Here is a 25,530-nt window from a genome sequence, read left to right as displayed (position 1 = left end):
TCAGCCTGTGAAATCTTCGCAGGCTGAAGGCAACTCCCTGAAACACAAGAGAGCACATTCCAATGTTTAGATTTCTGCTTGTGCGCATAGCCTCTGCCATACCGGTGCTGTTTGTTCTCAGCGTTGTCACCTTTGCCATCATCAAGGCCCCTCCAGGGGATTACAGCGACTACATCCGCTCCCAGATGATCAATCAAGGCGGCGCATCGTTTGAAGCTGCCGATGCGCAGGCGCAGGCCTATAAGATTGCCAACGGGTTGGATAAACCGATCCCCATCCAATACATCAACTGGATCACCGGCATCGTCACCCGTGGCGATTTTGGCCATAGCCTGTTCTACAACAAACCTGTGTCGGAAGTGGTGGGCGAGCGCTTGCCCCGAACATTGGCGCTGGCGCTGGTTTGCCATATCCTCGCCTCCGTCATTGGCATCACCTTCGGCATTCTGGCCGCGACCCGTCAATATACCTGGGTGGATAGCCTGCTGTCCGGCATCTCGTTTCTGGGCATGACCGTGCCGCGTTTTCTGATGGCGCTGATCATCGTCTACATCATGGTGTTCCATTTCAATGCTACGGAAATCAACAGTTTCAATTCTGCCAAATATGGTGGAGCGCCCTGGTCCTTTGCCAAGTTCGTTGACCTGTTGCAGCATGTGTGGCCGGTGATTGCCATCGCCACCTTTGGCGGGCTGGCCTATAATATGCGGGTCATGCGCGGCAATCTGCTGGATACACTGAACGCGCAATATGTCGAAACCGCCCGCGCCAAGGGCCTCAGCGAGCGACAGGTGATCTTGCGTCATGCGGTGCCAAATGCGCTGCATCCGCTGATCATGTATCAGGGCGTGGTGCTGCCCTATATGCTGACCGGCGAGATCGAAACCGCGATTATTTTTGCCCTGCCAACCGTTGGACCGGCCATTGTCGGCTCCATGTGGGTGGGTGATGTCTATGTCACAGCAACCTTTATGCTGGTTCTCTCCGCCACGCTGATTGTGGGCAATATCATTGCCGACATGCTGCTGGCGCTTCTTGATCCTCGAGTTCGGTTGGGCGGAGGGGCGCACGCATGAAAGCCGATGTTCAAACCTTAGCCATGTCCTCTCCCGCCAACACACACAGCAATGAGACCTATCTGGCACTGGTCTGGCGGCGTTTGCGGCGATCGTGGACTGGGATGATGGGCCTTGTGCTCGTCTGCCTGCTGATGCTGATGGTGGTGTTTGCCGAGTTTTTCGCTCCCGTCGATCCGAAGCTGACCGGTACGGCCTTTGCGCCACCGCAGACAATCAGTCTTACGGATCGGCAAGGCCATCTTGTCTGGCCACGCACCTATCCGTTGAGTGAAGGAACAGTGCTTGATCCCATTACTTTCCAGCCGCTGTCGGGGCCAGACTACGATCACCCGGTCAATCTTGGCTTCTTCGTCAAGGGTTTCAGCTATAACCTGCTCGGACTTTTGCCCACGGACCGCCATTTCTTCGGTGCAACAGATGGAACGCCGATCAACTTCCTCGGCACGGATAAATTTGGCCGCGATGTGCTGTCGCGCATCTTTTACGGCTCTCGCGTCTCTCTGATGATCGCGCTCACGGTGGTGTTTATCGTTACCGTGGTGGGCACAACGGTCGGCATGGTCTCCGGCTATTATGGTGGCCGGTTTGATACATGGATGCAGCGCTTTGTAGAGCTGGTGCTGGCCTTCCCGCAATTGCCCCTCTATCTGGCGCTGACGTCGCTGATCCCGGTGACTGCCCCCACCAATGTATTCCTGGGCTTTGTCATCGTGGTTATGTCGGCGCTGGGCTGGGCGCAGATGTCACGCGAGGTGCGCGGCAAGACATTGGCGCTGGCGCGTATTGATTATGTGCGGGCTGCCATGGCCATTGGGGCCACGGATCGGCGCATCATCCTTCAGCATATTTTTCCCAATGTGATGAGCCATGTCATCGTGTCCGTCACACTGGCAATTCCAAGCGTAGTTCTGCTGGAATCCTTCCTTGGTTTTCTGGGTTTTGCGGTCAAGCCGCCGCTGATTTCCTGGGGCCTGATGTTGCAGGATACCTCGACCTATTCCGTCATTGGGTCCTATCCGTGGATCCTGTCTCCCGTGGCTTTCGTGCTGATCACCGTGTTTGCGTTCAATGCGCTGGGCGATGGTCTGCGCGACGCCGTTGACCCTTATTGAGGAGGCCAAGTCATGGCAAACACTACGAATGCATTGGCGCCTGATGAGAGGCACGATCACACCAGCCTTCTCGGCACGCCGATTATCGACGCCCGCCAACTGGCCGTGTCCTTCAAGGTCGAAGGCGGCACGGTGGAAGCGGTGAAGAACGTCTCCTTCCAGCTGTATAGAGGGGAAACCATCGCGGTTGTTGGTGAATCCGGCTCTGGTAAGTCGGTCACGGCCCGCAGCATCATGGGGCTGTTGACCAAGCGCGCAACTTTATCGGCCCGCTCCAGTATTGCCTATGATGGGCAAAACATTCTGAAATTCTCGGATCGCCAGCGTCGGGCGCTGCGCGGAAACCGGATCTCGATGATTTTTCAAGAGCCGATGAGCTCGCTCAATCCGGTCTACACCATCGGCGCACAGATCGCGGAAGCCATCCGCGTGCACCAGAAAATGAGCAGCAAGCAAGCCATGGAGCGCGCACTGGAGCTGTTGCGTCAGGTGCAAATCCCGGAGCCTGAGGCCCGTCTCAACCAATATCCGCATCAATTGTCCGGCGGCCAGCGTCAACGCATCATGATTGCCATGGCGCTGGCCAATAGCCCCGATGTGCTGATTGCCGATGAGCCAACCACGGCGCTGGATGTCACCGTGCAGGCGCAGATTCTCAACCTGATCCGCGATCTGCAAAAAAGCCTGGGCATGGCGGTGATCCTGATCACCCATGATCTCACGGTCGTTCGGCAGTTTTCAGACTATGTCTATGTGATGCAGAACGGTGAAGTGAAGGAGCACAACACCACGACGGCGCTGTTTGAACATCCACAGCATCCCTACACCCGCCATCTGCTGGCATCGGAACCCAAGGGCATGGCCAATCCCATGCCGGTCGGCTCTGCCAGTATTCTGGAAGGCCGCGATGTCCGCGTGTCTTTCATGCTCAAACATGGTGGCTTTTTCAAACCGCAGTTGAAAGAACTGGTCGCCGTCAACAGCCTTTCCATCATCCTGCATCGCCATGAAACATTGGGTCTGGTGGGCGAGAGTGGTTCCGGCAAAACCACCTTTGGCCAAGCCCTGGTGAAACTCATGAGCGTTGATAGCGGCCGGATCCTGTTTGACGGCCAAGCCATAGAGAACAACAGCCGCGAACAGATGCGACCTTTGCGCTCGCGTATGCAGGTGGTGTTTCAAGACCCGTTTTCTTCACTCAACCCGCGCATGTCGGTAGGCCAGATCATTGAGGAAGGCTTGATCGTCAACAATATCGGCACAAGTCGCAGCGAAAGGCTGGACCGTGTGCGCGAGGCGCTGATCAGCGCAGGCATGCCCGGCAACATCCTATCGCGGTTTCCGCATGAATTTTCCGGTGGCCAACGCCAGCGGATTGCCATTGCCCGGGCGGTGGCGCTGGAACCGGAATTCATCCTGCTGGATGAGCCGACATCGGCGCTTGATCTCTCGGTTCAGGCCCAGATTATCGACCTGCTGCGCAAGCTTCAGGATGAAAAAGGCCTGAGCTATCTCTTCATTTCCCATGATCTCAAGGTTGTTCGCGCGCTTTGCCACCGGGTTGCGGTGATGCAGCACGGACAGATCGTTGAGCAGGGTCCTGTTGAGGACATTCTCAGCCATCCCCAAACCGCCTATACCCAACGGCTCGTCAGAGCTGCTTTCAACGTCGCCACATAATCCCTAAGACAGCGAGACCCCTATCATGACAAAACAGCCCAAAATCACCTTCATTGGTGCCGGTTCCACCGTGTTCATGAAGAATATCATCGGCGACGTTCTGCAACGTCCGGCACTCTCAGGTGCGCGGATCGCACTGATGGATATCAATCCACAGCGTCTGGAAGAAAGCGAAGTTGTTGCCAGAAAGCTGATTTCCACCTTTGGCGCGTCCGCCACGGTTGAGACCTTTGCCGATCAGCGTCAGGCGCTGGAGGGGGCCAACTTCGTGGTCGTCGCCTTTCAGATCGGCGGTTATGAGCCTTGCACCGTCACCGATTTCGAAGTGCCGAAGAAATACGGCCTTCGCCAGACCATTGCCGATACACTGGGTGTCGGTGGCATCATGCGGGGCTTGCGCACCGTGCCGCATCTGTGGAGCATTTGCGGGGATATGATGCAGGTCTGCCCGCAAGCGATCATGCTGCAATATGTCAACCCGATGGCCATCAACACCTGGGCGATTGCCGAGAAATATCCGGCCATCAAACAGGTTGGCCTGTGCCACTCCGTTCAGGGTACGGCCATGGAACTGGCAGAGGATCTGTCCATTCCCTATGAGGACATCCGCTACCGCTCCGCCGGCATCAATCACATGGCGTTTTACCTCAATTTCGAGCACCGCCAGCCGGATGGCTCCTACCGTGATCTCTATCCCGATTTGCTGCGCGGCTATCGTGAGGGCCGCGCGCCGAAGCCCACCTGGAACCCGCGTTGCCCCAACAAGGTGCGCTATGAAATGCTGACGCGCCTTGGCTATTTCGTCACCGAAAGCTCGGAGCATTTTGCCGAATACACGCCGTATTTCATCAAGGAAGGACGCGAAGACTTGATTGAGAAATTTGGCATTCCGCTGGATGAATATCCCAAACGTTGCATCGAGCAGGTTGAACGATGGAAAGACCAGGCCGCCGCCTATCGCTCCGCAGACAAGATCGAAGTCAAACCATCGAAGGAATATGCCTCCTCGATCATCAATTCGGTCTGGACGGGCGAACCCTCGGTGATTTACGGCAACCTACGCAACAATGGCTGCATCACCTCTCTGCCGGACAATTGCGCCGTGGAAGTGCCCTGCCTTGTCGATGATAACGGCATTCAGCCCACCACCATCGGAGCCCTGCCACCGCAGCTCACAGCCCTGATGCGCACCAATATCAACGTGCAGGAACTGACGGTGGCTGCCTTGATCAACGAAAACCCCGAACACCTCTATCACGCCGCGATGATGGACCCGCATACGGCAGCCGAACTCGATCTCGATCAGATCTGGTCATTGACGACGGATCTGTTGAAGGCTCACGATCAGTGGATTCCGCAATGGGCCCGCATCGGAGGGGTGGCGTAACGACGACAGCCTGTCAGGTTCAGATTGAACCTGACAGGGACTCTAGGGAAAACCGGTTTCCACTTTTCACTGGTGGGATCGTTCAATCCTGTCTCATCGGCACTGATACGGGCAAACGATGACACAGCGTTTTGCATTCGCGAAAGGTCACGGCGCGATAGCCGTGATCTCAAGCTCTTGATCACCAAGACTGACGACATCACCGACAGCCTTGCCCATAAGCGCCCTTGCCACCGGGGAGACATAGGAGATTGATCCTGCCTTCGGATCTGCTTCGTCTTCGCCGACGATACGATAGGATTGGACGCGCCCATCATCACGGGTGAACGTCACGGTCGTTCCAAAAGCAACGCTATCAGCAGAGGTCGGATCGGGCATGACCTGAGCCGTGTGAAGCCTCTCTTCAAGGTAGTTCAAATCCCGAAAAGGCCCGGCCATCTGCCGACGACGTTCATTGACGTCTTCAATGGCCCGCGCGGCATCATAAGCCTCACGTGCTTGCAAGCGTTGCCGTTCCAGCGCTTTTAGTCCCGATTCCGTCACAAGATTCGGATGTGGTGAAATCGGGCGCTCGGGCAGTAGCGTTTCAGCTGCCGTTTCCGCACTGTCTTCCTTGGTAAATGCAACACTCATATTCGATCTCTATTCAAAACTTGATAAGCCCCTACCGTCTAGGAGGTTCCACGTTTCCCGAGGCAAACTCTAACGGCCAATGCCAAACCCAACGCGCCGAAAAAATAACCGCGCAGCGATCACCGTGCGGGACATTCTAGCATGACACGCGGTGTACTCGTAACGCCCTCAGCAGAAAACTATCGCTGTTGCAGGAAACCTTGAAGGCGCGGTGCCATGAAATCGAGGAAGACACGGACGCGATGCGCTAGGCGGCGTCCTCCGAGATAGAGGGCGTTGATCTCCTCCTCGTCACCTTCCACCGCCGAAGCAAGAACCTCGACCAGACGTCCGGCGGCCAGATCGGCGCGGACGTGGTAATCGCCGAGGCGGGCGAGCCCGACACCTGCAATCGCCATGCGCCGCACCGTCTCTCCGTTGTTGGCGACCAGCGATCCATGGACGGCGCGATCGACGATCCGGCCACTCTCCCTCAAAGGCCACACCGGTGCCATCCTGCGGAAGTTGAACCCGAGACAATTATGCTGCCCGAGATCCTCAATGGTTTGGGGCATGCCGTGGCGCTCAAGATAGGCTGGGGCCGCGACGATCTTGCGGCGGGCGACGCCGATGCGACGCGCCATCATCGTCGAATTCTGCAAACTGCCCACCCGGAAGGCGACGTCGGTCCGCTCCATATAGAGATCGATAATGTCGTCGGACAGCGACAGGTCGACAATAATGTTGGGATGGGCTTGCCAGAAGGCAGGCAATAAAGGTTCGAGACCAAGCACGCCAAACGCAACCGAGGCATTGACCCGCACCGTTCCGCCTGCACTGGCCGCACCCTTAGACAGTTCCTGCTCGATATCGTCGAGTTCGGCCAGCAGGCCCAGACTCCGTTCGTAATAGATCTGCCCCTCGTCGGTCAGTGACAGTCGGCGTGTCGACCGCTCCAGCAATCGGACGCCCAATCGCTGTTCGATCCGATTGAGGAGTTTGCTGACCGTTGACGGCGTCATCTGCAGCAGGCGTGCCGCCTCGGAAAAACTACCCGCTTCCACCACCCTCGTGAAAACCTGCATCTCGCCAGCCCGGTTATCCATTGGGGATCTCCATCTGTGAATAGGTTTCACAGATAAAGTGGAGAATCGACAGGTTATCAAGGGCCTTTCAGACGCATACCTATCCTGCATGACGAAATTTTCTGCTCGCTAAGGACGCCTAAGCCCAACCATAGGTCCCCGCGCAGCGGCGCGGGCCAGCAGATACAACACCAGGAGACGACTATGCAGACAATCACGGCGCATGGCGCCCACATTCCGGCGCTCGGCCTTGGAGTATTCAGGATGTCCGACGAAGAGGTGGAAAAGGTCGTACCAGCAGCACTTGAGGCCGGCTTCAGGCATTTCGATACCGCCCAGATCTACCAGAACGAGGCAGCTCTCGGCCGCGCACTTCAGGCGGCAGGTGCCCGTCGCGACGACCTGTTCCTGACCACCAAGGTATGGGTGGACAATTATGACCCGGCGAAGTTTGGGGCGTCGGTCGACGAAAGCCTCGATAAATTGAAAGTCGACCGGGTCGATCTGCTGCTTCTGCACTGGCCAGCCGACAAGATAGCGATTGCAGACCAGATCGACATGCTGAACGCGGTGCAGGTCGCAGGCAAAACGCGGTTCATTGGCGTCAGCAATCAAAATATCGCCCAGTTGAAGGTGTCGCTCGCGCACAGCAAGGCGCCGATCGTCACCAACCAGATCGAATTGCATCCTTATCTTGATCAGCACGTCATGGCGGAAGCGGCCAAGGCGGCGGGTGTTGCGATCACCACCTATTTCGGCATGGCTGACGGCAAGGTTCCAGGCGAGCCGCTGCTTCAGGAGATCGGCAGAAAGCACGGCAAGAGCGCCGCGCAGGTTGGTTTGCGTTGGTCGATCCAACAGGGTTTTATCGTGCTTTCCAAAACCGCCAAGCCCGAGCGTGTCGCGGAAAATTTTGCCGTATTCGATTTCCAGCTGAGCGCCGATGAGATGGCCTTGATCAGCAAATTGGCACGCCCCGACGGTCGTCTCGTCAGCCCTCCGGGACTGGCCCCGGACTGGAACGCCTGACCCCTTCATCCGCTACTCCAAGGATGGCCGTCACCGGCCGTCCACATAATTATCAACCAGGGAGACAAACCTCATGGATTTGCAAATCGAAGGCAAGACAGCGCTCGTCACGGGCGCAACCGCTGGCATCGGCCTCGCCATTGCTCGCAGACTGGCGAGTGAAGGCGCCAGTGTTATCATTTGCGGACGCACCCAGGCGTCCCTTGACGCCGCAGTTCGCGATATTGGCGGCAGTGTCCGAAGTGTTCTCGCCGATCCGGCGACCGAAGCGGGGGCAAACGTGCTGACTGCGGCAGTCCCGAAGATCGATATTCTCATCAACAATCTCGGCATCTACGAATCCAAGGATTTCAGCGATATCACCGATGACGATTGGCGCCGGTTTTTCGAGATCAACGTGCTGAGCGGTGTCAGGCTGGCGCGGCATTACCTGCCGGACATGCTGGCGCGAAATTGGGGAAGAATAATCTTCATCTCCAGCGAAAGCGGCGTGCTGGTTCCGCCCAACATGATCCATTATGGCATGACAAAGACGGCGCAACTCGCCATCTCGCGCGGCCTTGCTGCAACCACCAAGGGCACGCGCGTGACCGTCAATACTGTCATGCCGGGAACCACGCGTTCTGCCGGAATTGAGGATTTCATGCGCAGCGTGGCAAGCGATCCGAACCTGTCAGCCGACGCGATGGAACGCGAGTATTTCGCCAAGGAGCGTCCGACATCACTGATCCAGCGAATGATCGAGCCAGAGGAAATTGCCAATCTCGTTGCCTATGTGGCAAGCCCATTGTCCGCTGCAACGAATGGCGCGGCCCTGCGCGTCGATGGCGGCATTACGCCGACGATCGTGTAAGACGATGGAAACACTGGAGCTTGCCGACCTCATTGGGCGTTAGCCTCAATCGGCAGGCGGTATGCACAACCGGAAAAGTCGCGGCGTTCGCGTTAATCATCGCGACGCGGCTGTCGCCCGACCCTTCGCATTATTTCAATAATCGCAATTAAATCTCAATTAATAATGCAATTTTTGGCAACGGTGTTTGGCGGCAATATGCCATCATCAGACGAACCAAGTGGTCTGACGATACAGAAACAAACAAGACCGCAGGACGCGAACATGACCGACAACACTCTTCTTTCCCTGACACGTCGTGGCGTCCTGCTTTCCGGATCGGCCGTCGCCGCAACGGCGCTCACCGCTTCATTCAGCTTTGCAGCCAAGCTCGCTGCGTCCACCAACACCTCAACCGAAGGAAACAAGACCATGGGTACCATCACCACCAAGGACGGCGTTGAAATCTTCTACAAGGATTGGGGCTCGAAGGATGCCCAGCCGATTGTTTTTCATCATGGCTGGCCGCTGTCATCGGATGACTGGGACGCGCAGATGCTGTTCTTCCTCGCCAACGGTTACCGCGTGATTGCCCATGACCGGCGCGGCCACGGTCGCTCGGCGCAGGTTTCTGATGGTCATGACATGGACCATTATGCAGCTGATGCCTTCGCGGTCGTTGAAGCCCTCGACCTCAAGAACGCCGTCCATATCGGTCACTCCACCGGTGGAGGCGAAGTCGCCCGGTACGTGGCCAAGCATGGACAGCCAGCCGGTCGCGTCGCCAAGGCGGTTCTCGTGTCTGCCGTCCCGCCGCTGATGCTGAAGACTGACACCAATCCCGAAGGCCTGCCGATGGAGGTCTTCGACGGTTTCCGTTCAGCACTGGCTGCCAACCGCGCGCAATTCTTCCGCGACGTTCCCGCCGGTCCATTCTACGGCTTCAACCGTGACGGCGCCAAAGTCCAGGAGGCCGTGATCCAGAATTGGTGGCGTCAAGGTATGATGGGCAGCGCCAAGGCGCATTACGACGGCATCAAGGCTTTCTCTGAAACCGACCAGACCGAGGATCTGAAGACGATAACTGTCCCAACTCTCGTTCTGCATGGCGAAGACGACCAGATCGTGCCCATCGCCGATGCAGCACTGAAAGCTATCAAGCTGCTGAAAAATGGTACGCTCAAGACCTATCCCGGCTTCTCGCACGGTATGCTGACCGTCAATGCCGACGTGCTCAACGCCGACCTGCTGGCTTTCGTGAAGTCCTGATCCAAAGGCAAGGCCGCGGTGAAAAGCCGCCGCGGCCACGCTTCTCTTGTTGTCGATTGTCTTTCGGAAAGATTGGGCTCCACTTTTCCAAAGGCAAACTCTCATCCCTCGTCGGAACGCGGATTGATACGATGATGCAGTTAACGCCCGAGCTTGTTGCCCTGACCATCAGAGGCGTCCGCGACGACGGCCCGGAGCCTGGCTGGACACCCCTTACGGAAGCTGAACTTGATGAACTCGTCGACAGGATTGAAACCGAGGAGGGCAGCGATCCTCTGCTGGTTTTTGCTTATGGCTCGCTAATCTGGAATCCTGAATTCGAACCAGCCAGTCGCCAACGCGCCACCGCTTACGGATGGCACAGGTCGTTTTCCCTCAAAATCGAGCGCTGGCGCGCCACCAGCACACAGCCCGGATTGATGCTGGCCCTGGAGCGCGGTGGACAGTGCGATGGCATTGTCTTCGAGCTTTCGGCTGAACGATGCCGCCGGGATCTGCGCGCCCTCGTCGCTCGGGAGATCAAGTATCGGGAGGTGAGGAGCATGGTCCGTTGGATTTACGTGAAGACGGCAAACGGTGTTCAACGCGCCCTGACATTCTGGGCAAGCACCAGCCGGCTTGGACTAACCAAACCCTTGCCGGACGAGCAGTCCGCATCCTTGATAGCCAGCGCCTGCGGCCAGGGCGGCTCATGCGCCGAATATCTCCACAACACCATTGTCGACCTTCAGGCCGAAGGGATTCGGGACCGCAATCTCTGGCGTTTGCAAGCGCTGGTCGCTGCGGAAATAACCGCGCGGCACAGGGCCATGGCACCGTAGGGCCTATCACAGAGAGAGCAGGAGATACGCCAACAGATCTTCGACAGGTTATCCCTCAATCAAGGTGGTCATTTGAGCGGCCACCTGCTCCTCGAAAAATTTCGAGAAAGACGCGATCCGAGGCGGTAGAGCCTGATAGGGCGGGTAATAAAGTGTCAGCCATAGATCGGGCGGCGACCACCCTCGCAAGACGTGAACCAGTCGCCCTGTTTTCAAATGTTCCGAAACATGAAATCCCGGCAGCATCGCCACCCCAGCGCCATCTGCCGCCATGTCAGCCAAAACTTCTCCATTGTTGGCGCTAAACGCCCCTCCGGCTGAAATCGTCATGCTTGATCCGCCATCCGACAGAACCCAGTTTTCCCGCCGGCTCTCGCCGCTATAGGCAAGGCAATCGTCTGGTGTCAGTTCGCCAGGATGCCGCATATCGACGAATTTACTTGCCGGTGCGGCAACAAGAATACGCGGCACGATATGGATCTTGCGCCAGATGGTGAACTTATCCGATGGCTGCGAGGAGATGCGGATCGCAAGGTCATAATCGTCGTCAACAATGTTCACCAGGCCATCCGACAAAGAAATTTCAAAGCTCATTTTTGGATAGAGCGTCCTGAACCCAGAAAGGATCGGCGGCAGCATGGCCTTGCCGAACCAGGTCGGAACGCTGATCCGCAGCCGTCCCTCATCACTCTTGTTTGCGTTCCTGACATCGCGTCGCGCACTATCCAAGGCGGCCACGGCTGGCTGGACCTGAGCGGCAAAAATGGCGCCATCTGTCGTCAGAGCAACCTGACGGGTCGTTCGAACGAAGAGTTGGACGCCAAGATCACGTTCCAAGGCAGCTATTGCCCGGCTCACGGCGGCTGGTGTCATATCGAGTTCGCGGGCGACCTGCGCAAAATTCCGCTTCTCAGCAGCCAGGAGAAAGACTTTCAGCGCTTTATAGTCATTCATCTCGATTATTTCAAAATAGACATCTTATCCCGAATAAATATTGTAATTTTCCACATCAATCAATCCACTCGCCACGAAGACTCCGGTGTGACCGAACCGGCTACGAATTCGTCTCTCTCGTCCTGCGTGTCTCCAGCGCCGCGACCATGACGACGGAACGAAGCTCCGCCGGTCGCACGGGCTTTGACAGGATTGGAATATCAGCCGATCCCAGGTCCTCTCTGACCCGCCCCTCGTCATGGCCACTCATCACCACTGCGGGCATCTTCCGGCCGATCAGGTCCTGGACGATCTGGATGCATTCCGTGCCGGTGACGCCACCACCGAGATCAAAGTCGGTGATCAACAGGTCAAAGTCCCCCACATGCCTCGGTATCGTCGCCTCGGCCTGGACGTGACATCCCCATTTTCGCAGCAGGCTTGCCGTGGCGATCAATACCGCCTCGTCGTCTTCCACCAGCAATATGCGCAGCCCGTTGATGGCCGCCGGATAGTGTCCCGCCGCCACGGGCGATTGCGACCATTCTTGTTTATGCGTCACATGCAAGTTGCCGAGCGTGACGCTGGTTCCCTTGCCTGGATCCGACTTCAAATCCACATCAATGTCGAGCAGGCGACCGAGACGCCGCACGATCGGAAGGCCAAGGCCAACCCCATCAATGTCCTTGTCGCCCCGCTCACGCACCTGATAGAATTCCTCAAACACCCTGGATTGATGTTCCCGGGGAATGCCGGGTCCTTGATCGCAGATCTGAACGGCCAGCCGGCCACCGCGATGCCGGCAGCCAATGACGACATCTCGTCCCGCCGCATATTTGATGGCATTGTTGACAATGTTCTGCACCATGGTCGTCAAAAGCGCCCTGTCTATCTCCACAACCGCGCTGCAACTGACCGTTCGCAATGTAATGCCGCTCTGCTGCGCCGCTTCCCGGTTCTGGCGCAACACGTCATCGATCACTTCGGCAATCGCGATCCTCTCATATTTCGGAGTGACCCTACCGCTATCCAGGGTCGAAATATCCAGCAGCGACTTGAACAGGCGCGATACGCTCTGGAGCGATCTGTCGATATTTTCAACCATTTGTAGTTCTTTCGGCTGCAGGTTGGCATCGCGCAGACAAGCAGTGAACAAACTGATGGCATGGATCGGTTGCCGAAGGTCATGACTCGCTTGCGCCAGGAACCGCGATTTCGACAAGCTGGCCTCCTGGGCAATCTCATAGGCTTTGCGCAATCGTCCAAGCAAAGCATAGATATAGGCGGGGACCAGGACGGTCGTCGCCACCAATGTAAGGACCAGAAACGGATTTTCGCGCCAATAGCGATTGAAATAGGTGATAAACGCAATTCCGGCGAGCGTGGCTGCCGTTGAAATTTTGAGATATCCTGGCCCAAAGCGCAGACCGTTACCGACTGTTACCCACAACATGATGGCAAACAACGGCAGAAACGTTTCACCTCCAACGGCAATGGTAAAGGTCAGGGCACCAAGGTCATGGGTAATGGTGATTGCACGGCGCAACCTGTTTTCGCCCGGCCAACGCGCTATCCACCAGTATGCGGCAAGAGAAAACAGAAAATAATAGCTGAGAAGAGGCACGACGCTCCATGCCTCGACCGGTGTCGCTCCGATTAATATCGCTGGAAGAACGTAACTGATTGCCCCGGTGACAATAATGATACGAACCAGCGCTTGCGCCTTCTCCGTATCAAACTCTTCATCCGCTCGACCCATACGCACAGGCGCCTTGATACGAAAGGCCGTCTTTATCACGTTGCGAAAGTCGATCATGTCCCGTTACCCGTTCATCGACAAGGCATTACCCCGGTTCGCACGGAAACGATCATCTGGCTATTAGCACATATGGACTGTGGATCGGAAAAGAGTTGCTCCAAATGCTGCGCACGAGTCCGTCAGGATCTAAAGCAAAGGGGATGAGATAGAGCCATTTTTTCAATGGCTCTATCTCATAACAAGCTGCCGTGAGCGAGCAAAAAATGCTCAGAAACAATGTCGGACAAACTCAACTCGACATCAGGCAATGTCAGGCAAGCCACCGATCAGTTTATCGAGCGTAATCGGATAATGCCGCACACGCACACCTGTGGCGTTGTAGATGGCATTGGCGATTGCCGCGGAGACACCACAGAGCCCGAGTTCGCCGATACCCTTTGCCTTCATCGGCGATGACATGGGATCGGTCTCGTCCATGAAGATAACCTCCTGATGCGGAATGTCCGCATGAACCGGAACTTCGTATCCAGCAAGATCGTGATTGACGAAAAAGCCGCGCTTTGCATCGACCACCAGTTCTTCCGACAGGGCGCCTCCGGCACCCATGGTCATTGCACCGATCACCTGACTGCGCGCCGTAATTGGATTGAGGATACGACCAGCCGCACACACCGCCAACATGCGCCGGATGCGTGTTTCGCCAGTGGCGACATCGACGCCCACCTCGACGAAATGCGCACCGAAGGTGGATTGCTGATGCGTCTTGGTGAGATCACCCCACTCCATCGTATCTTCGCCGACGAGCCCATCCGGGCCAGCGGCCTCGGCAAGCAGGACCGACCGGTTTCCAGCTTTGACGACCCCATCCTCAAAGACAATATCATCGGAATTGAACCCAAGTTTTTGGGTGATCGCCTCACGAAGCTTGACGCATGCCGCATAGACGCCTGATGTCGCCGAATTGGCTCCGAACTGGCCACCAGAGCCCGCTGAAATCGGGAAACGAGAGTCTCCGAGATGCACGGCGACTTTATCGATGCCAACGCCCATCATTTCTGCGGCGGTCTGGGCGATGATCGTGTAACTGCCGGTTCCGATATCGGTCATGTCGGTCTCGACTGTAACAACGCCCTGGTTATCGAGTTTGACCCGAGCGCCTGATGGAAGGACCATGTTGTCGCGGAACGCGGCGGCGACGCCCATGCCGATCAACCAATTGCCCTGCCTGCGAGATCCGGCCTTCGGTCGATTCTCCCAGCCGAAGCGATCGGCACCACGCTTCAGACAGCCGATCAGGTCCCGATGCGAGAATGGGCGTTCGGGGTTTTCCGGATCGACCTGGGTGTCATTGGCGATGCGAAATGCGATCGGGTCCATGCCAACCTTTTCGGCCATTTCATCCATGGCAATTTCCAGCGCCATCAGGCCGGGCGCCTCGCCCGGAGCGCGCATGGCGTTGCCCTCTGGAAGATCGAGGGTCGCAAGACGCATGGCCGTCATCCGGTTTGCCCCGGCATAGAGCAGGCGCGTCTGGTTGACCGCCACCTCAGGACCACCGCCGGGAAGATCGCCTGACCAGCTCTCATGCGCGATGGCGGTGATCTTTCCATCCCGCTCAGCGCCGATGCGGATGCGCTGGATCGTTGCCGGACGGTGGGTGGTGTTGTTGATCATAAACGGGCGCGGCAAGGCGACCTTTACAGGGCGTTTCGCCGCTTTTGCCGCGAACGCTGCCAAAACTGCGTCAACTCGGAGAAACAGCTTGCCGCCGAAGCCGCCGCCGATAAACGGCGACATCAAGTGGATCTTCTCCTTGTCAACGCCGAGGGTTGTGGCGAGATCAGAGCGCCACCAATCGATCATCTGGCTGGATGTCCACACGGTCACCTCGTCACCATCCCAAGCGGCAATTGAGGCATGCGGTTCCATCATCGCATGAGATTGGTCAGGCGTCGTATAGGATTGCTCGAAGGAGACCGGAGCGGTGCGGAAAGCTGTTTCGAAATCACCGACAGCCGTGTCCGGCTTCTGGGACTCATCCGGCTTTTTCGCCGTCTCTCGGGCAGCACTGAGATCAAATGTCCCCTTCTCCTCGTCATAGTCTACTTTGACCAGGGACGCAGCGGCCCGTGCCTGCTCGAAAGTCTCCGCGACCACAACGGCAATTGCCTGATGATAATGCTGAACCACATCGCCGCCAAACAGGTCTGCAGTGTTGAACTTGCCCTTCTCGCGCTTACCGACATCCAAAGTCGTCACCACAGCCAGCACGCCAGCAGCTTTTCTGGCTGCGGTCACATCCATGGCTTTGATCCGGCCTTTAGCAATGGATGCCCCAACCGGATAGCCATAGGCATAACGCGTGTTTGGATCCCGCCACTCATAGGCATACATCGCCCGGCCGGTTGTCTTCAACTGGCCATCGATACGATGGATCGGCTGGCCGACGACCTTGAGGCGGTCGATTGGATTGGTTGTTGCAGGTGTCTCGAACTTCATGGGTCACCCCTTTGCTTCGGAAAGGACGGCGCCAAGCGTGCGCTCGACAAGATCGACCTTGAACCGGTTCTGTTCAGTCGGACGGGCATCCGCGAGAATGGCTTTCGCCGCATCGCGAGCGCCTCTTGGCAGTTCCGCTTCCGAGGCTTCAATCCGCCAGGGCTTATGGGCGACACCACCGACGGCAACACGCCCCGTACCATCCGCTTGAATGACAGCACCGACCGAAATCAGCGCAAATGCGTAGGACGCCCGGTCCCTGACCTTTCGATAGATATGCTTTCCGCCGATGGGTGGTGGAAGCAGGACGGCGGTGATGAATTCGCCGCGTTCCAATACGCTTTCGATATGCGGGGTCTCTCCCGGAAGACGATGGAAATCGGCAATCGGAATAGACCGGCGGCTGCCATCTGCTTTCACTGTCTCGATGGTCGCATCGAGCGCTCGCATGGCGATCGCCATATCGCTGGGATGGGTGGCGATGCAGGCATCACTTACCCCGACAACCGCATGTTGACGGCTGAAACCGCCAATCGCCGAGCAGCCGCTGCCCGGCTGACGCTTGTTACACGGCTGGTTTGGATCATAGAAATACGGACAGCGCGTACGCTGCAACAGGTTACCGGCCGTGGTCGCCTTATTGCGAAGTTGGCCGGAGGCACCGGCAACCAGGGCTCGCGACAACAGACCGTAGTCGCGGCGAACAGTCCCGTGTGCGGCAAGATCGGTGTTTCGCACGAGAGCACCGATGCGCAAACCGCCGTTATCGGTGGACTCGATTTTATCGAGACCAAGTCCATTCACATCGATGATATGGGTTGGCGTTTCGATCTCGAGTTTCATCAGATCGAGCAGGTTGGTGCCACCGGCGATAAACCTGGCGTCTGGGTTGGCAGCAGCCGTCTTCACTGCCGCCTCAATCGAGGCCGCGCGCTCAAAGGTGAAAGCTTTCATGCCTTGATCCCTCCAACTTCGGAAATGGCGTCGACAATGTTGGAATAGGCGCCGCATCGACAGATATTGCCGCTCATCCGCTCGCGGATTTCGATGGCTGTCAATTGTGCAGGCCCATTAAGGTCGGACGTCACGTGACTCGGGATATTCGCCTTGATTTCCTCAATCACCGCTATGGAGGAACAGATTTGGCCGGGCGTACAATAGCCGCACTGAAAACCATCATGCTTGACGAAGGCGGCCTGCATCGGATGAAGGTTATCAGGCTTACCGAGACCTTCGATTGTGGTGATCTCGTCGCCGTCATGCATGACGGCCAGCGTCAGACAGGCATTGATCCGCCGACCATCCACCATGACGGTGCAGGCTCCGCATTGACCATGGTCACAACCCTTTTTCGTGCCCGTAAGATCCAGGTGCTCCCTTAGCGCGTCGAGAAGGGTCGTGCGGTTATCGACCTCAATCTCACGGCGCGCTCCATTGACGTTGAGCGTCACAGGTGTGGTTAATTTCATCTTGTCTCCTGCAGGCTGTGCTGCCACGCTCCTTTCGCCGGCTCCTGTAACCACGGCCGTTACAGCCGAGGAGATAAGAAGATCCCGGCGGGAAAGATCCATTTGGTTGCTGTTCGACATGTCCGCTCCCCTTTTCGGTGACATGGAATGAGGTCAAGACCACAGAACTCTTGCGTCATTTCCTAACGCAGGGTTGCGGACTTTCACGATGAGGTGCTGTTCATTGCATGAACTTGTCGCTCCGTTTCCTAAATGGAGGTCCGGCAGGATAGTTCCCGCGATGGCGACAGGAATGCAACGCAAAGGCGCATGCCACGAATGTGGTCAGGTCGGTTAAACCTTTCGCACAGGTGAATGGAAGGGCTCGATGGTGTCGCGTACCGAAGGCAGAGGTCAGCTGTCGATCAGGGTGTCAGGGTCTTAGCTTCAAGGCCGATGGTAATGGCCAGAAAGAACGCCACGACTGTCGCGGCCAGGAAAGCCAGGGTGAAGGCGCCAATCGCCTTCAATCCTCCAATAGCCAAATCCTGCTTAAACCATCGAACCTCGGCTTGCGCGTACCAGAGTGTGGCAGCAGTCAGCGTCAGGAGGCCGATCAGGACACCTTGTCCGTCGGGCATGAATATCAAGTCGAACGCCAGCCCGATGATGAATGCGAACGGCGCCGCGACATAACACTGGCTGAAAAAGGGCGGGCGTAGCGAGCTTCTGGTGATCCTTACCGACTTGCGCCGTAAAAGGGTGACTGCCATGCAAAGGGGAAAGATCCCGAATAACACACCACGCGCGATGAGCAGGTTCGACACTGATCCCAGTTCCTTGGCCGCAACAGTGGTATCGTAACTGGACGGAAAGGCCGTCGACAGCCCTTGGGACAGAAGCAGCGTGATAAGCAGGAACAAGGGAGGGCTCAGGGTATCGTCGTATTGATCCTCCGGTCTGTCAGCAAGTTCGAGATCGGCGTATCGCATCATACTCAGAGGTCTCTTCACCGAGCGCCACATGGTTAGAGGATAAAACAGCAGCCAGGACACCAACTCGTAGAGCAATTCCTCAAGCGACTTGAGCAATTTCATGAAATCCAAGGCAGCCTCCCGTTTCGCCGCGTTGCCCATTTCACCGCGCTGTATGTCCGATACTCTTTGCTTAACAGCGCCGAGCAATCCCGTCACGAGCCGATTGCGAATTCTCAAAGAGGCCGCTTTTGACGGGTGGACTCAATGGCCAATCGATCCGCTTCTAAAGTCCATCAATTGCAGATGAACTCATAGGGCCTGAGGTCGGTGAGTGTCTTCCTCGCCGAAAACTATAGGCATCAATGATCGGCCTGCCGTAAGCGTGACATAGCAGTGCGCTGAAGGCGTCGAGCTAAGGGACGAGATCAAACAGCTTGTCTGCGTATGACACCACACTCTATATCTCTATGGTTGTCACTTCAAATTGCGTCAAGATGGCAGGGCCGAAGGCAGTTGAAAGTGCTACATCTGTCGCATCCCGTCCGATGGCCATGAGGATGCGGCCTATCCGGGGCTTGTTATGTCGGGCATCAACCGTATGCCAGCGACCGCCGAGATAGACTTCAAACCATGCGCTGAAATCCATCGGGTTCGGATCATCAGGCACGCCTATATCCCCCAGATACCCGGTGCAGTAACGTGCCGGAATATTCATGCAGCGGCATAGCGTGATCGCAAGATGCGCAAAATCGCGGCAAACGCCGGTTTGATCGGTAAAACCTCCGAAAGCCGTGCGGAGAAGATCAGCCTTCTGATAGTTGAAGGTGATGTGATTGTGGACGAAATCCAGGATCGCCTTCACCCGCGGCCAGCCCAAAGGGGTAAAAGAAAATGTCTTCCAGGCGAAATCTGACAGGCGATCCGTATCGCAATATCGGCTGCCGAGAAGAAAGACGAGCACATCATCCGGAAGATCCTTGATGTCATGCTGCCACGCATTCTCAGGCACCGGATCTGGAAGACCGCTATCGTAGATCTCGAATTCCGTAGAAATCGTTGTCAGTCCCGGTGGTGCGACGATGCGGCTACAGGCATTGCCGAAGCCATCGAAATAACCCCAGGCCTCAATCGCCCGGTCGAAACTCAGGACCTGATCCTGCAGAAGATCGGTGCGGCGGGAGGGATGGATATTGAGCACCAGCAGCATAGCCGTCTCTTGCTGGCATTCGTAACCTATGCGAAATCCCGCGCGTATCTTCATGATGAATAGGCATCCTCTGATAAAAATTTCCGAAATACGGGCTACGAATGCACGTTCAGGCGGCAAACGCTCAGGCGACCGAGCTGTTCCATCTATGCTGCGGTATTGCTCAACTCATCGGTTGTAACATTAACCTGGACGGACATCGTGTCGAAATCCGACGCGTCGCCGTCGTAGCTTCCGGAAAGCGGAACCGCTTGTTTTGGGTCGCGCGCCACACCGACACGGATAAGATCGCGGTTTCCGACAATCCCGTTGGTGGGATCGAATTCCACCCATCCGGCACCGGGAAGATAGACCTGGCACCAGGCATGGGTGGAGCCACCGCCAAGCTTGGTTGAGCCGTCGCGGTCGGGTACATAGATATAGCCGGTAACGAAACGCGCAGCGAGCCCAAGCGACCGGGCCGCTTCCATCATCAGCAGCGCAAAATCACGGCACGTGCCACGGCGAAGCCGGAGCGTCTCAAGCGGTGTCTGCGTTCCATGCTCCAGGCGTCGGGCATAGATGAAACTCTCGTGGATCGCATAACAAAGGGTCATCAACAGGCGACCGGTTTCGGTCGGCTGACCGATCCGCACGAATTGCCTTGTCCATCTGCCAACTTCATCGTCGGGATCCGGAAAATGCCGTTTGATTGTCCGTTCCAGATCGATAACTTCTTCCGGGTCGTAAGCGAAAGGGAAGTGGAGAGCTTCTGCATCGATCTGCAGATCCATTTCAACCTGCTGGGTATGGTCCAGGCGGATATTTGTCCCGAAGCAGAGTTCCCGCGCCTTGCCGGTAAACCCCACCAGCGCAACGCAATTGCCAAACACATCATGGATCCACCTGATGTAATCGGGCTTTGGATTGACATCCAGATGAGAACTCAGAAGTGTCTGGTCAAAACTATCCCTCGGCCGGAACATCAATCTGTGCTCGCCGAATTCGACCGGTCTCTTATACCGATATGAGGTAATATGCCGGACAGAAAATATCGTCATTCAATCGCCAAACTGGAGTAGCGGTGGCACAGAATATCGTGGAAAGCAGCACGACTGCTGTAACACGCCCATCGTCTTGTCAGGCATTAGACTCCACCAACGGCTTTGCTGCAACGGATATTCCTGAGATTCGGCGTGTTTGCGCGTCTTTGATGTGTGATGCAAACAGGAGGTGAGCGGCTGACCATGCAAAGTCAACGGCTGTCGGCGCGTCTGGCAATCGGAAGGAGATCAGGAGCTGTCTGGACACAGTCCCTCCCCGCCGCCTTGGCTGCGTAGAGCGCAGCGTCAGCCTGCAGAAGGAGGTCCGTCTTGCGCAGGCCTGGCATCGATTTCAGATTGGCGGCCCCGACGCTCACTGTGACGATGCGCTTTTCGCTTCCAACATGCTCGATGGCCAGAGTACGCACGGCTGTACAAACGAGCCGCGCGACTGTCTCGGTTTCGGATATTGATGCGTTCGGCAACACGACGGTCAGTTCTTCCCCACCATATCGCGCCACAATGCTTCCCGTAAATGACCTGGACGTCGCATGAACCGTGTTGGCGACAAGCTGAAGACATTTATCCCCGGCGGGATGGCCATAGGTGTCGTTATAAGCCTTGAACCAATCGACATCGATAAGAAGCAGGCCGATATTGCCGCCCTGATCCTTGGCTCTGTCAAAAGCTTGGTCCATGGACGCTTCCAAACCACGGCGGTTCATCAAACCAGTCAATTCGTCCGTATCGGCCAACGCCGACAAGCGATCGTTCAACTCGTGTAACCGTGCTTCTCGTTGGCAATGAAGAGTGATATCCGCGTAAACGATCATCGCCTCCCCCTCGCCTGTAACCCGCGTTCTTGCCTCGATTGAACGTCCGTCAGCCAATTGGATTAGACGATCGCTGGGCCGGAACAGGCCTTCCACAACCCGATCGATGATAGGATCGACATCCGATTCCACGCGCGCTTCTTCATGACGTTCGAAGGATGTCCGCAAGATTTCTCGGATGTTTTTCCCGGGCACCCTGACATCGGCCGTTTCCTTGAAGATATCGAGGTATCTTTGATTGGTGAAAACCAGCACCCCATCACGGTCGAAAAGTGCCAAGCCATCCGCCATGGTCGCGAGCGCATCGGCTAGACGGATCTGTGCCGCAGCCAAATCCCTTTCAAGCCTTGTCCGCTTCATCTCCTGCGCAATGGCAACAGCGGATAAGAGGGTGGCTCCAAACAAGACCACCATGAATGGACCGACCGTCACGACGATCAGATTGCCCCAGACCTCAAATGGACGCACGACAAAGAAGCCGGCTACGCCGCTGACGGCGACGAACAGAGCAAGCACGGCGATCTGCGGGAAAGTCGGGATCTTGCCGCGAAGCAATCGGCTTGCGATGATACCGATGCATGCCGCCGCGATGATTTGCGGGATGCCAACCGTTATACCCACGCCTCCGATCATCAATCGCCTGATGATTCCCACGACAAGCGGTGGCAAGGCCGCAATAGGGCCGCCGAAGAAACCCGATATGGCGAGAAATGTATACCGAGTGTCCAGGAAAACACCGTCGGTGAAGCGAAACGGCAGAGCCATGGTCGCGAGCAAGCCAACCGCCATGAGGCAGCCAAAAGTCAACGAAAAAGCGCGTGGTCCTTGGCCAGCGAGGTGTGGCCGGACGAATGTCCAGGTCGACGTTGTGATGGCAACGATTGCCAGGTTCGCAAGGAGTTCAGACCAAGGATACATTCAGTGCTCGCACGGTGATGCGATATTTATATCGGACCACCCTAAATAAAGCGATAGCGTGAATGGTTAAGAAGCGCTCGACCAAGGATAGCGTCGGCGCGCGGCCCTGAAAATGAGGGGATGGAGGTTTGTAAAACCCTTGATCATTCTGTTTCTGTCTTCCGATCAACGGATTTTAGGTGGAAGTGCGACCGGTAAATTGAACGCTGACTTCAAACCGTCATTCCTGCCGATCATTGACATGAACACCATGATAGCCTCGGGTCTGTCTGGTTCCAATCTGAACCTGACGGACTCGAGAGACTGATCGCACAAAACCCCTGACTGGTGCGGCAATCCAATGCTGTGATGCCGCTGATGCCGCTTTCAGCAAATCACATTTGAACAAAGCACGGCAGTGCTCAATCCGGCCAGCGCAGCATGGAATCAAAGCGGTGGCGGCCCCATTCCTCATGCGGCGTGTTGATCACTTCATTAGACGCTCTCGCCTTGTCGAGTTCTTCAACCAGACGGTCACCCACGATGACCGCCTGCCCGGGATGGAGATTGCAGGGGTCGAGGTAGAAATAATGATGTTCCGCTTCATGATCGCGCACAATCACCGGCGGATTGCCACGGGCCAGCGCGCCTGCCAGATCATAGGCGCTGATATGCGCTTCTTGTGGTGAGAGGATCACCCGCAGGCGATCCAGCGGATTGTGGGTTGGGTCCGGCTCAATCAAGGCCGTCACACCGGGGCGGCCATCCAGTGCTTCTTTCCACAGATGCAGATAGCCGGTTTCACGGGCGCGCACTGCTGCATGGTCGCGTTTTTCCCAGGCTTCCAATGCTGCCATGACACCAAAGATACTCTCCTTGCCGACTTTCATGCCCCTGCCAATGCCCATGTTTTGCAAATAGGCATTGCGAACCAGTTCCTTGCGCCCGGCAACAATGCCGGATGTGGGGCCGCCGAGGAATTTATGGCCAGAATAGAGAGCAATATCCGCGCCCTGATCGAGGAAAATCCGCAGGTCATATTCCGAAGCCGCATCAACAATCACGGGCACGCCGCGCGCATGGGCAATTTCGACAAATTCCTTCAGATGCAAAAGGCCGTAATGCATCACATGGTGAGAAACGACATAGACGGCGGCGGCGGTGTTTTCGGTAATGGCATTTTCCATATGGTAGCGATGGGCAGAGGTCGCTTGGCCGACCAGCACCACCTTGCCGCCACCCAGACGAATGGATTGATCGACTGGGGCACCATAGCTGACCAGATGGCCCATCTGTACCAGCACTTCGTTCTTGGTCGTGCTGACATCGGGCAGTTTTTCAATGGCCAGCAGATCCGGCCCGGTAATGGAGCCTGCCACGGCAAGGCTAATGCCTGCCGAGCATGAAGCGGTGATAAAGCCTGCTTCAGCCCCGGTTAGCCGCGCAATAATGGCACTGGCTTTGCGCTGAAGATCACTGATTTCAACAAATTGCGGCAGAATAGCCGTCATGGCGGCAATGGCCTCTGGCACCACAATGGATGCGCCAAGGCTGGTCATAGTGCCGGAAACATTGATCACCGGGCGAAGGCCGAGCTGGGTGCGAATATCGTTGGTCATAAGCTTTTCCACTTTTTGTGGGCAAAGGCCCATCATTTCTACAATCGACAGCTATGCCGTTATAATGTAATAGCCGATCACTCAGGTAAGGATCGCATGATGGATAGCAAGGCACGCACGGTATCGGTTGCCGCAGACAGCCAGCCCGTTGAGGCCCCGGCGGAGCGTCGCTCGCGCGTCAGCGGCATGGACCGCGCCTTGCAGGTGCTGGATCATCTTTATGAAACGGGCGCGCCCGTTGGCCCTTATGCTATTGCCAAGGCGGTTGGTGCGCCGCTGTCTACCATTTACACCATCATTGATGATCTGGTGGACAAGAACATGCTGACCCGCAGTGGTGACGGGGCCATCTGGCTCGGCCCACGGCTTTACCATTACGGCCTTGCCTATTCCCGTTCGCTGGATTTCATCAGCATTGCCACGCAGGAAATGCATGATCTGTGCCGCGAAGCGGGCGAGACCGTGCAAGTGTGCGGGCGCGACAATGACCATATGCTGGTGCTGGCCATGGCCGAGGGGCCAAGCCATTTTCAGGTCGCCTCGCGGGTTGGCACCCGTGTGCCGCTGAACTGGACGGCGTCTGGCCGCCTTCTCGTTGGCCATTTGCCGGAAAAAGAGCGCATCGACTTGTTTGCCCATTGCGCCCGCTCGTCGCCAACCGGGCGCGCTGAGGTGGATGCGCGGACCTTGTCGGATGCGGCGGTACGTGCGTTTCAGCAGCGTCTGTCGATTCAGGCGGGTGAATCCGACTATGCGGTTGCCTGTATCGCCTCGCCGATTTGTGATCGGGATGGTGTGTGTGTTGCCACCATCTCTATCGTCTTGCCAGAGCAAAAGGCGTTTTCTGAAGGCAATCCCTACGTGGGCCATGTCAAGGCCTCGGCGGAGCGGATCGAAAAGCGCATGGGTTGGCGGGTTCACTGAGAGGGTCTTTCTCATTCGTGCAACGCCACAATCACTTCGATTTCCACGGTGATATTTCCGGGAAGCGAGCCAAACCCAACCGCCGAGCGGGCGTGCTGACCCGCTTGACCAAATACCTCCATGAACAGGTCTGAACAGCCATTGATCACCTGCGGATGATCACGAAAATCCGGCGCGGCATTGACCATGCCAAGCATTTTGACAATTTTGCGCACGCGGGTGAGATCGCCCAAGGCATCGTGCATCACGGCAATCAGGTTGATGCCAGTGAGGCGGGCGTGGCGATAGGCATCTTCCAGCGGTACGTCGTCACCAACTTTGCCGGAATAGAGAAAGCCATCTGCTTCGCGCGGCCCCTGACCGGAGAGGAACAGCAAATTGCCCTCCCGCACATGGGTGACAAAATTAGCAATGGGTGGTGGGGATGGCGGCAGCGCAATGCCCAGAGCGGCTAGGCGCTCATAGGGTGTTGGCAATCCGGCATCGGTGGAGGGTGAAGTCATACT

22 protein-coding genes are annotated in these 25,530 nt (G+C 56.7%); 9 read left to right on the top strand and 13 right to left on the bottom strand.

Translation table 11 applies throughout. The features are described from left to right. Positions 1-62 precede the first annotated feature (62 nt). The 4 genes from ASB66_RS01400 to melA are packed head-to-tail and all read left to right on the top strand — an operon-like array spanning position 63 to position 5,258. The gene (locus ASB66_RS01400; protein WP_060716209.1) at positions 63-1,076 is read left to right on the top strand and encodes an ABC transporter permease; all 1,014 of its coding nucleotides are present in this window, start codon (positions 63-65) and stop codon (positions 1,074-1,076) included. Continuing rightward, positions 1,073-2,191, top strand: a complete 1,119-nt coding sequence (locus ASB66_RS01395) for an ABC transporter permease (protein ID WP_060716210.1) — start codon at positions 1,073-1,075, stop codon at positions 2,189-2,191. Before ASB66_RS01400 ends, ASB66_RS01395 begins: the two co-directional genes overlap by 4 nt. A gap of 12 nt (positions 2,192-2,203) precedes the next feature. After that, on the top strand, positions 2,204-3,871 hold the full coding sequence (locus tag ASB66_RS01390) for an ABC transporter ATP-binding protein (RefSeq protein ID WP_060716211.1): 1,668 nt from the start codon (positions 2,204-2,206) through the stop codon (positions 3,869-3,871). A gap of 25 nt (positions 3,872-3,896) precedes the next feature. Further along, on the top strand, positions 3,897-5,258 hold the full coding sequence (gene melA / locus ASB66_RS01385; RefSeq protein WP_060716212.1) for an alpha-glucosidase/alpha-galactosidase: 1,362 nt from the start codon (positions 3,897-3,899) through the stop codon (positions 5,256-5,258). 147 nt (positions 5,259-5,405) lie between these two features. Here the strand turns inward: melA and greA are convergent, their stop codons facing one another. Both greA and ASB66_RS01375 read right to left on the bottom strand, forming a co-directional pair. Further along, positions 5,406-5,891: a transcription elongation factor GreA gene (gene greA / locus ASB66_RS01380; RefSeq protein ID WP_060716213.1), complete on the bottom strand. Its 486-nt coding sequence runs from the start codon at positions 5,889-5,891 to the stop codon at positions 5,406-5,408. Between the two features lie 179 nt (positions 5,892-6,070). Beyond that, positions 6,071-6,976 (bottom strand): LysR family transcriptional regulator, encoded by a 906-nt coding sequence (locus tag ASB66_RS01375; RefSeq protein ID WP_060716214.1) that lies wholly within the window; start codon positions 6,974-6,976, stop codon positions 6,071-6,073. 183 nt (positions 6,977-7,159) lie between these two features. On the opposite strand from ASB66_RS01375, the gene ASB66_RS01370 reads away from it, so the two are divergent. The 4 genes from ASB66_RS01370 to ASB66_RS01355 all read left to right on the top strand — a co-directional run bounded on the left by ASB66_RS01370 (position 7,160) and on the right by ASB66_RS01355 (position 10,906). Next, a complete protein-coding gene (locus ASB66_RS01370; RefSeq protein WP_060716215.1) occupies positions 7,160-7,984 on the top strand; it encodes an aldo/keto reductase in 825 nt (274 codons plus the stop codon). A 73-nt stretch (positions 7,985-8,057) separates the two neighbouring features. After that, positions 8,058-8,837 (top strand): SDR family NAD(P)-dependent oxidoreductase, encoded by a 780-nt coding sequence (locus ASB66_RS01365; protein WP_060716216.1) that lies wholly within the window; start codon positions 8,058-8,060, stop codon positions 8,835-8,837. Positions 8,838-9,248: 411 nt separating this feature from the next. Continuing rightward, on the top strand, positions 9,249-10,085 hold the full coding sequence (locus ASB66_RS01360) for an alpha/beta fold hydrolase (protein WP_411910103.1): 837 nt from the start codon (positions 9,249-9,251) through the stop codon (positions 10,083-10,085). A 134-nt stretch (positions 10,086-10,219) separates the two neighbouring features. After that, positions 10,220-10,906, top strand: coding sequence for a gamma-glutamylcyclotransferase (locus ASB66_RS01355; protein ID WP_060716320.1), 687 nt, complete (start codon positions 10,220-10,222; stop codon positions 10,904-10,906). A gap of 48 nt (positions 10,907-10,954) precedes the next feature. Here the strand turns inward: ASB66_RS01355 and ASB66_RS01350 are convergent, their stop codons facing one another. The 10 genes from ASB66_RS01350 to ASB66_RS01305 all read right to left on the bottom strand — a co-directional run bounded on the left by ASB66_RS01350 (position 10,955) and on the right by ASB66_RS01305 (position 24,100). After that, positions 10,955-11,860 (bottom strand): LysR family transcriptional regulator, encoded by a 906-nt coding sequence (locus ASB66_RS01350; protein WP_060716217.1) that lies wholly within the window; start codon positions 11,858-11,860, stop codon positions 10,955-10,957. Positions 11,861-11,960: 100 nt separating this feature from the next. Beyond that, entirely contained in the window at positions 11,961-13,655 is a 1,695-nt protein-coding gene (locus tag ASB66_RS01345) for an ATP-binding response regulator (protein ID WP_234613842.1), read from the bottom strand. A 243-nt stretch (positions 13,656-13,898) separates the two neighbouring features. Then, positions 13,899-16,097 (bottom strand): aldehyde oxidoreductase molybdenum-binding subunit PaoC, encoded by a 2,199-nt coding sequence (paoC, locus tag ASB66_RS01340; RefSeq protein ID WP_060716218.1) that lies wholly within the window; start codon positions 16,095-16,097, stop codon positions 13,899-13,901. 3 nt (positions 16,098-16,100) lie between these two features. Next, entirely contained in the window at positions 16,101-17,051 is a 951-nt protein-coding gene (locus tag ASB66_RS01335; protein ID WP_060716219.1) for an FAD binding domain-containing protein, read from the bottom strand. Further along, positions 17,048-17,686, bottom strand: a complete 639-nt coding sequence (paoA, locus tag ASB66_RS01330) for an aldehyde dehydrogenase iron-sulfur subunit PaoA (protein WP_060716220.1) — start codon at positions 17,684-17,686, stop codon at positions 17,048-17,050. Before paoA ends, ASB66_RS01335 begins: the two co-directional genes overlap by 4 nt. 284 nt (positions 17,687-17,970) lie before the next feature. Continuing rightward, positions 17,971-18,651: a hypothetical protein gene (locus ASB66_RS01325; protein WP_060716322.1), complete on the bottom strand. Its 681-nt coding sequence runs from the start codon at positions 18,649-18,651 to the stop codon at positions 17,971-17,973. A 328-nt stretch (positions 18,652-18,979) separates the two neighbouring features. Further along, positions 18,980-19,783 (bottom strand): transglutaminase-like domain-containing protein, encoded by an 804-nt coding sequence (locus ASB66_RS01320; RefSeq protein WP_060716221.1) that lies wholly within the window; start codon positions 19,781-19,783, stop codon positions 18,980-18,982. A gap of 92 nt (positions 19,784-19,875) precedes the next feature. After that, entirely contained in the window at positions 19,876-20,769 is an 894-nt protein-coding gene (locus ASB66_RS01315; protein WP_060716222.1) for a transglutaminase family protein, read from the bottom strand. A gap of 194 nt (positions 20,770-20,963) precedes the next feature. Next, positions 20,964-22,502: a diguanylate cyclase gene (locus ASB66_RS01310; protein WP_060716223.1), complete on the bottom strand. Its 1,539-nt coding sequence runs from the start codon at positions 22,500-22,502 to the stop codon at positions 20,964-20,966. 401 nt (positions 22,503-22,903) lie between these two features. Beyond that, positions 22,904-24,100 (bottom strand): aminotransferase class V-fold PLP-dependent enzyme, encoded by a 1,197-nt coding sequence (locus ASB66_RS01305; protein WP_060716224.1) that lies wholly within the window; start codon positions 24,098-24,100, stop codon positions 22,904-22,906. Positions 24,101-24,199: 99 nt separating this feature from the next. Between ASB66_RS01305 and ASB66_RS01300 the strand changes: the two genes are divergently transcribed. After that, positions 24,200-25,024 carry an IclR family transcriptional regulator gene (locus ASB66_RS01300; protein ID WP_411910102.1) on the top strand — a complete coding sequence of 275 codons (825 nt, stop codon included), beginning with the start codon at positions 24,200-24,202 and terminating at the stop codon, positions 25,022-25,024. Between the two features lie 11 nt (positions 25,025-25,035). Here ASB66_RS01300 and ASB66_RS01295 read toward each other — a convergent pair whose 3' ends face one another. After that, positions 25,036-25,527, bottom strand: coding sequence for a RidA family protein (locus ASB66_RS01295; protein WP_060716226.1), 492 nt, complete (start codon positions 25,525-25,527; stop codon positions 25,036-25,038). Positions 25,528-25,530: the final 3 nt, after the last annotated feature.

The organism is Gillisella vitis, from assembly GCF_001541345.2.
GTDB classification, from domain to species: domain Bacteria; phylum Pseudomonadota; class Alphaproteobacteria; order Rhizobiales; family Rhizobiaceae; genus Allorhizobium; species Allorhizobium vitis.
Note: the sequence above shows the minus strand (reverse complement) of the source record. Positions and strands in the feature narration are given on the sequence as shown.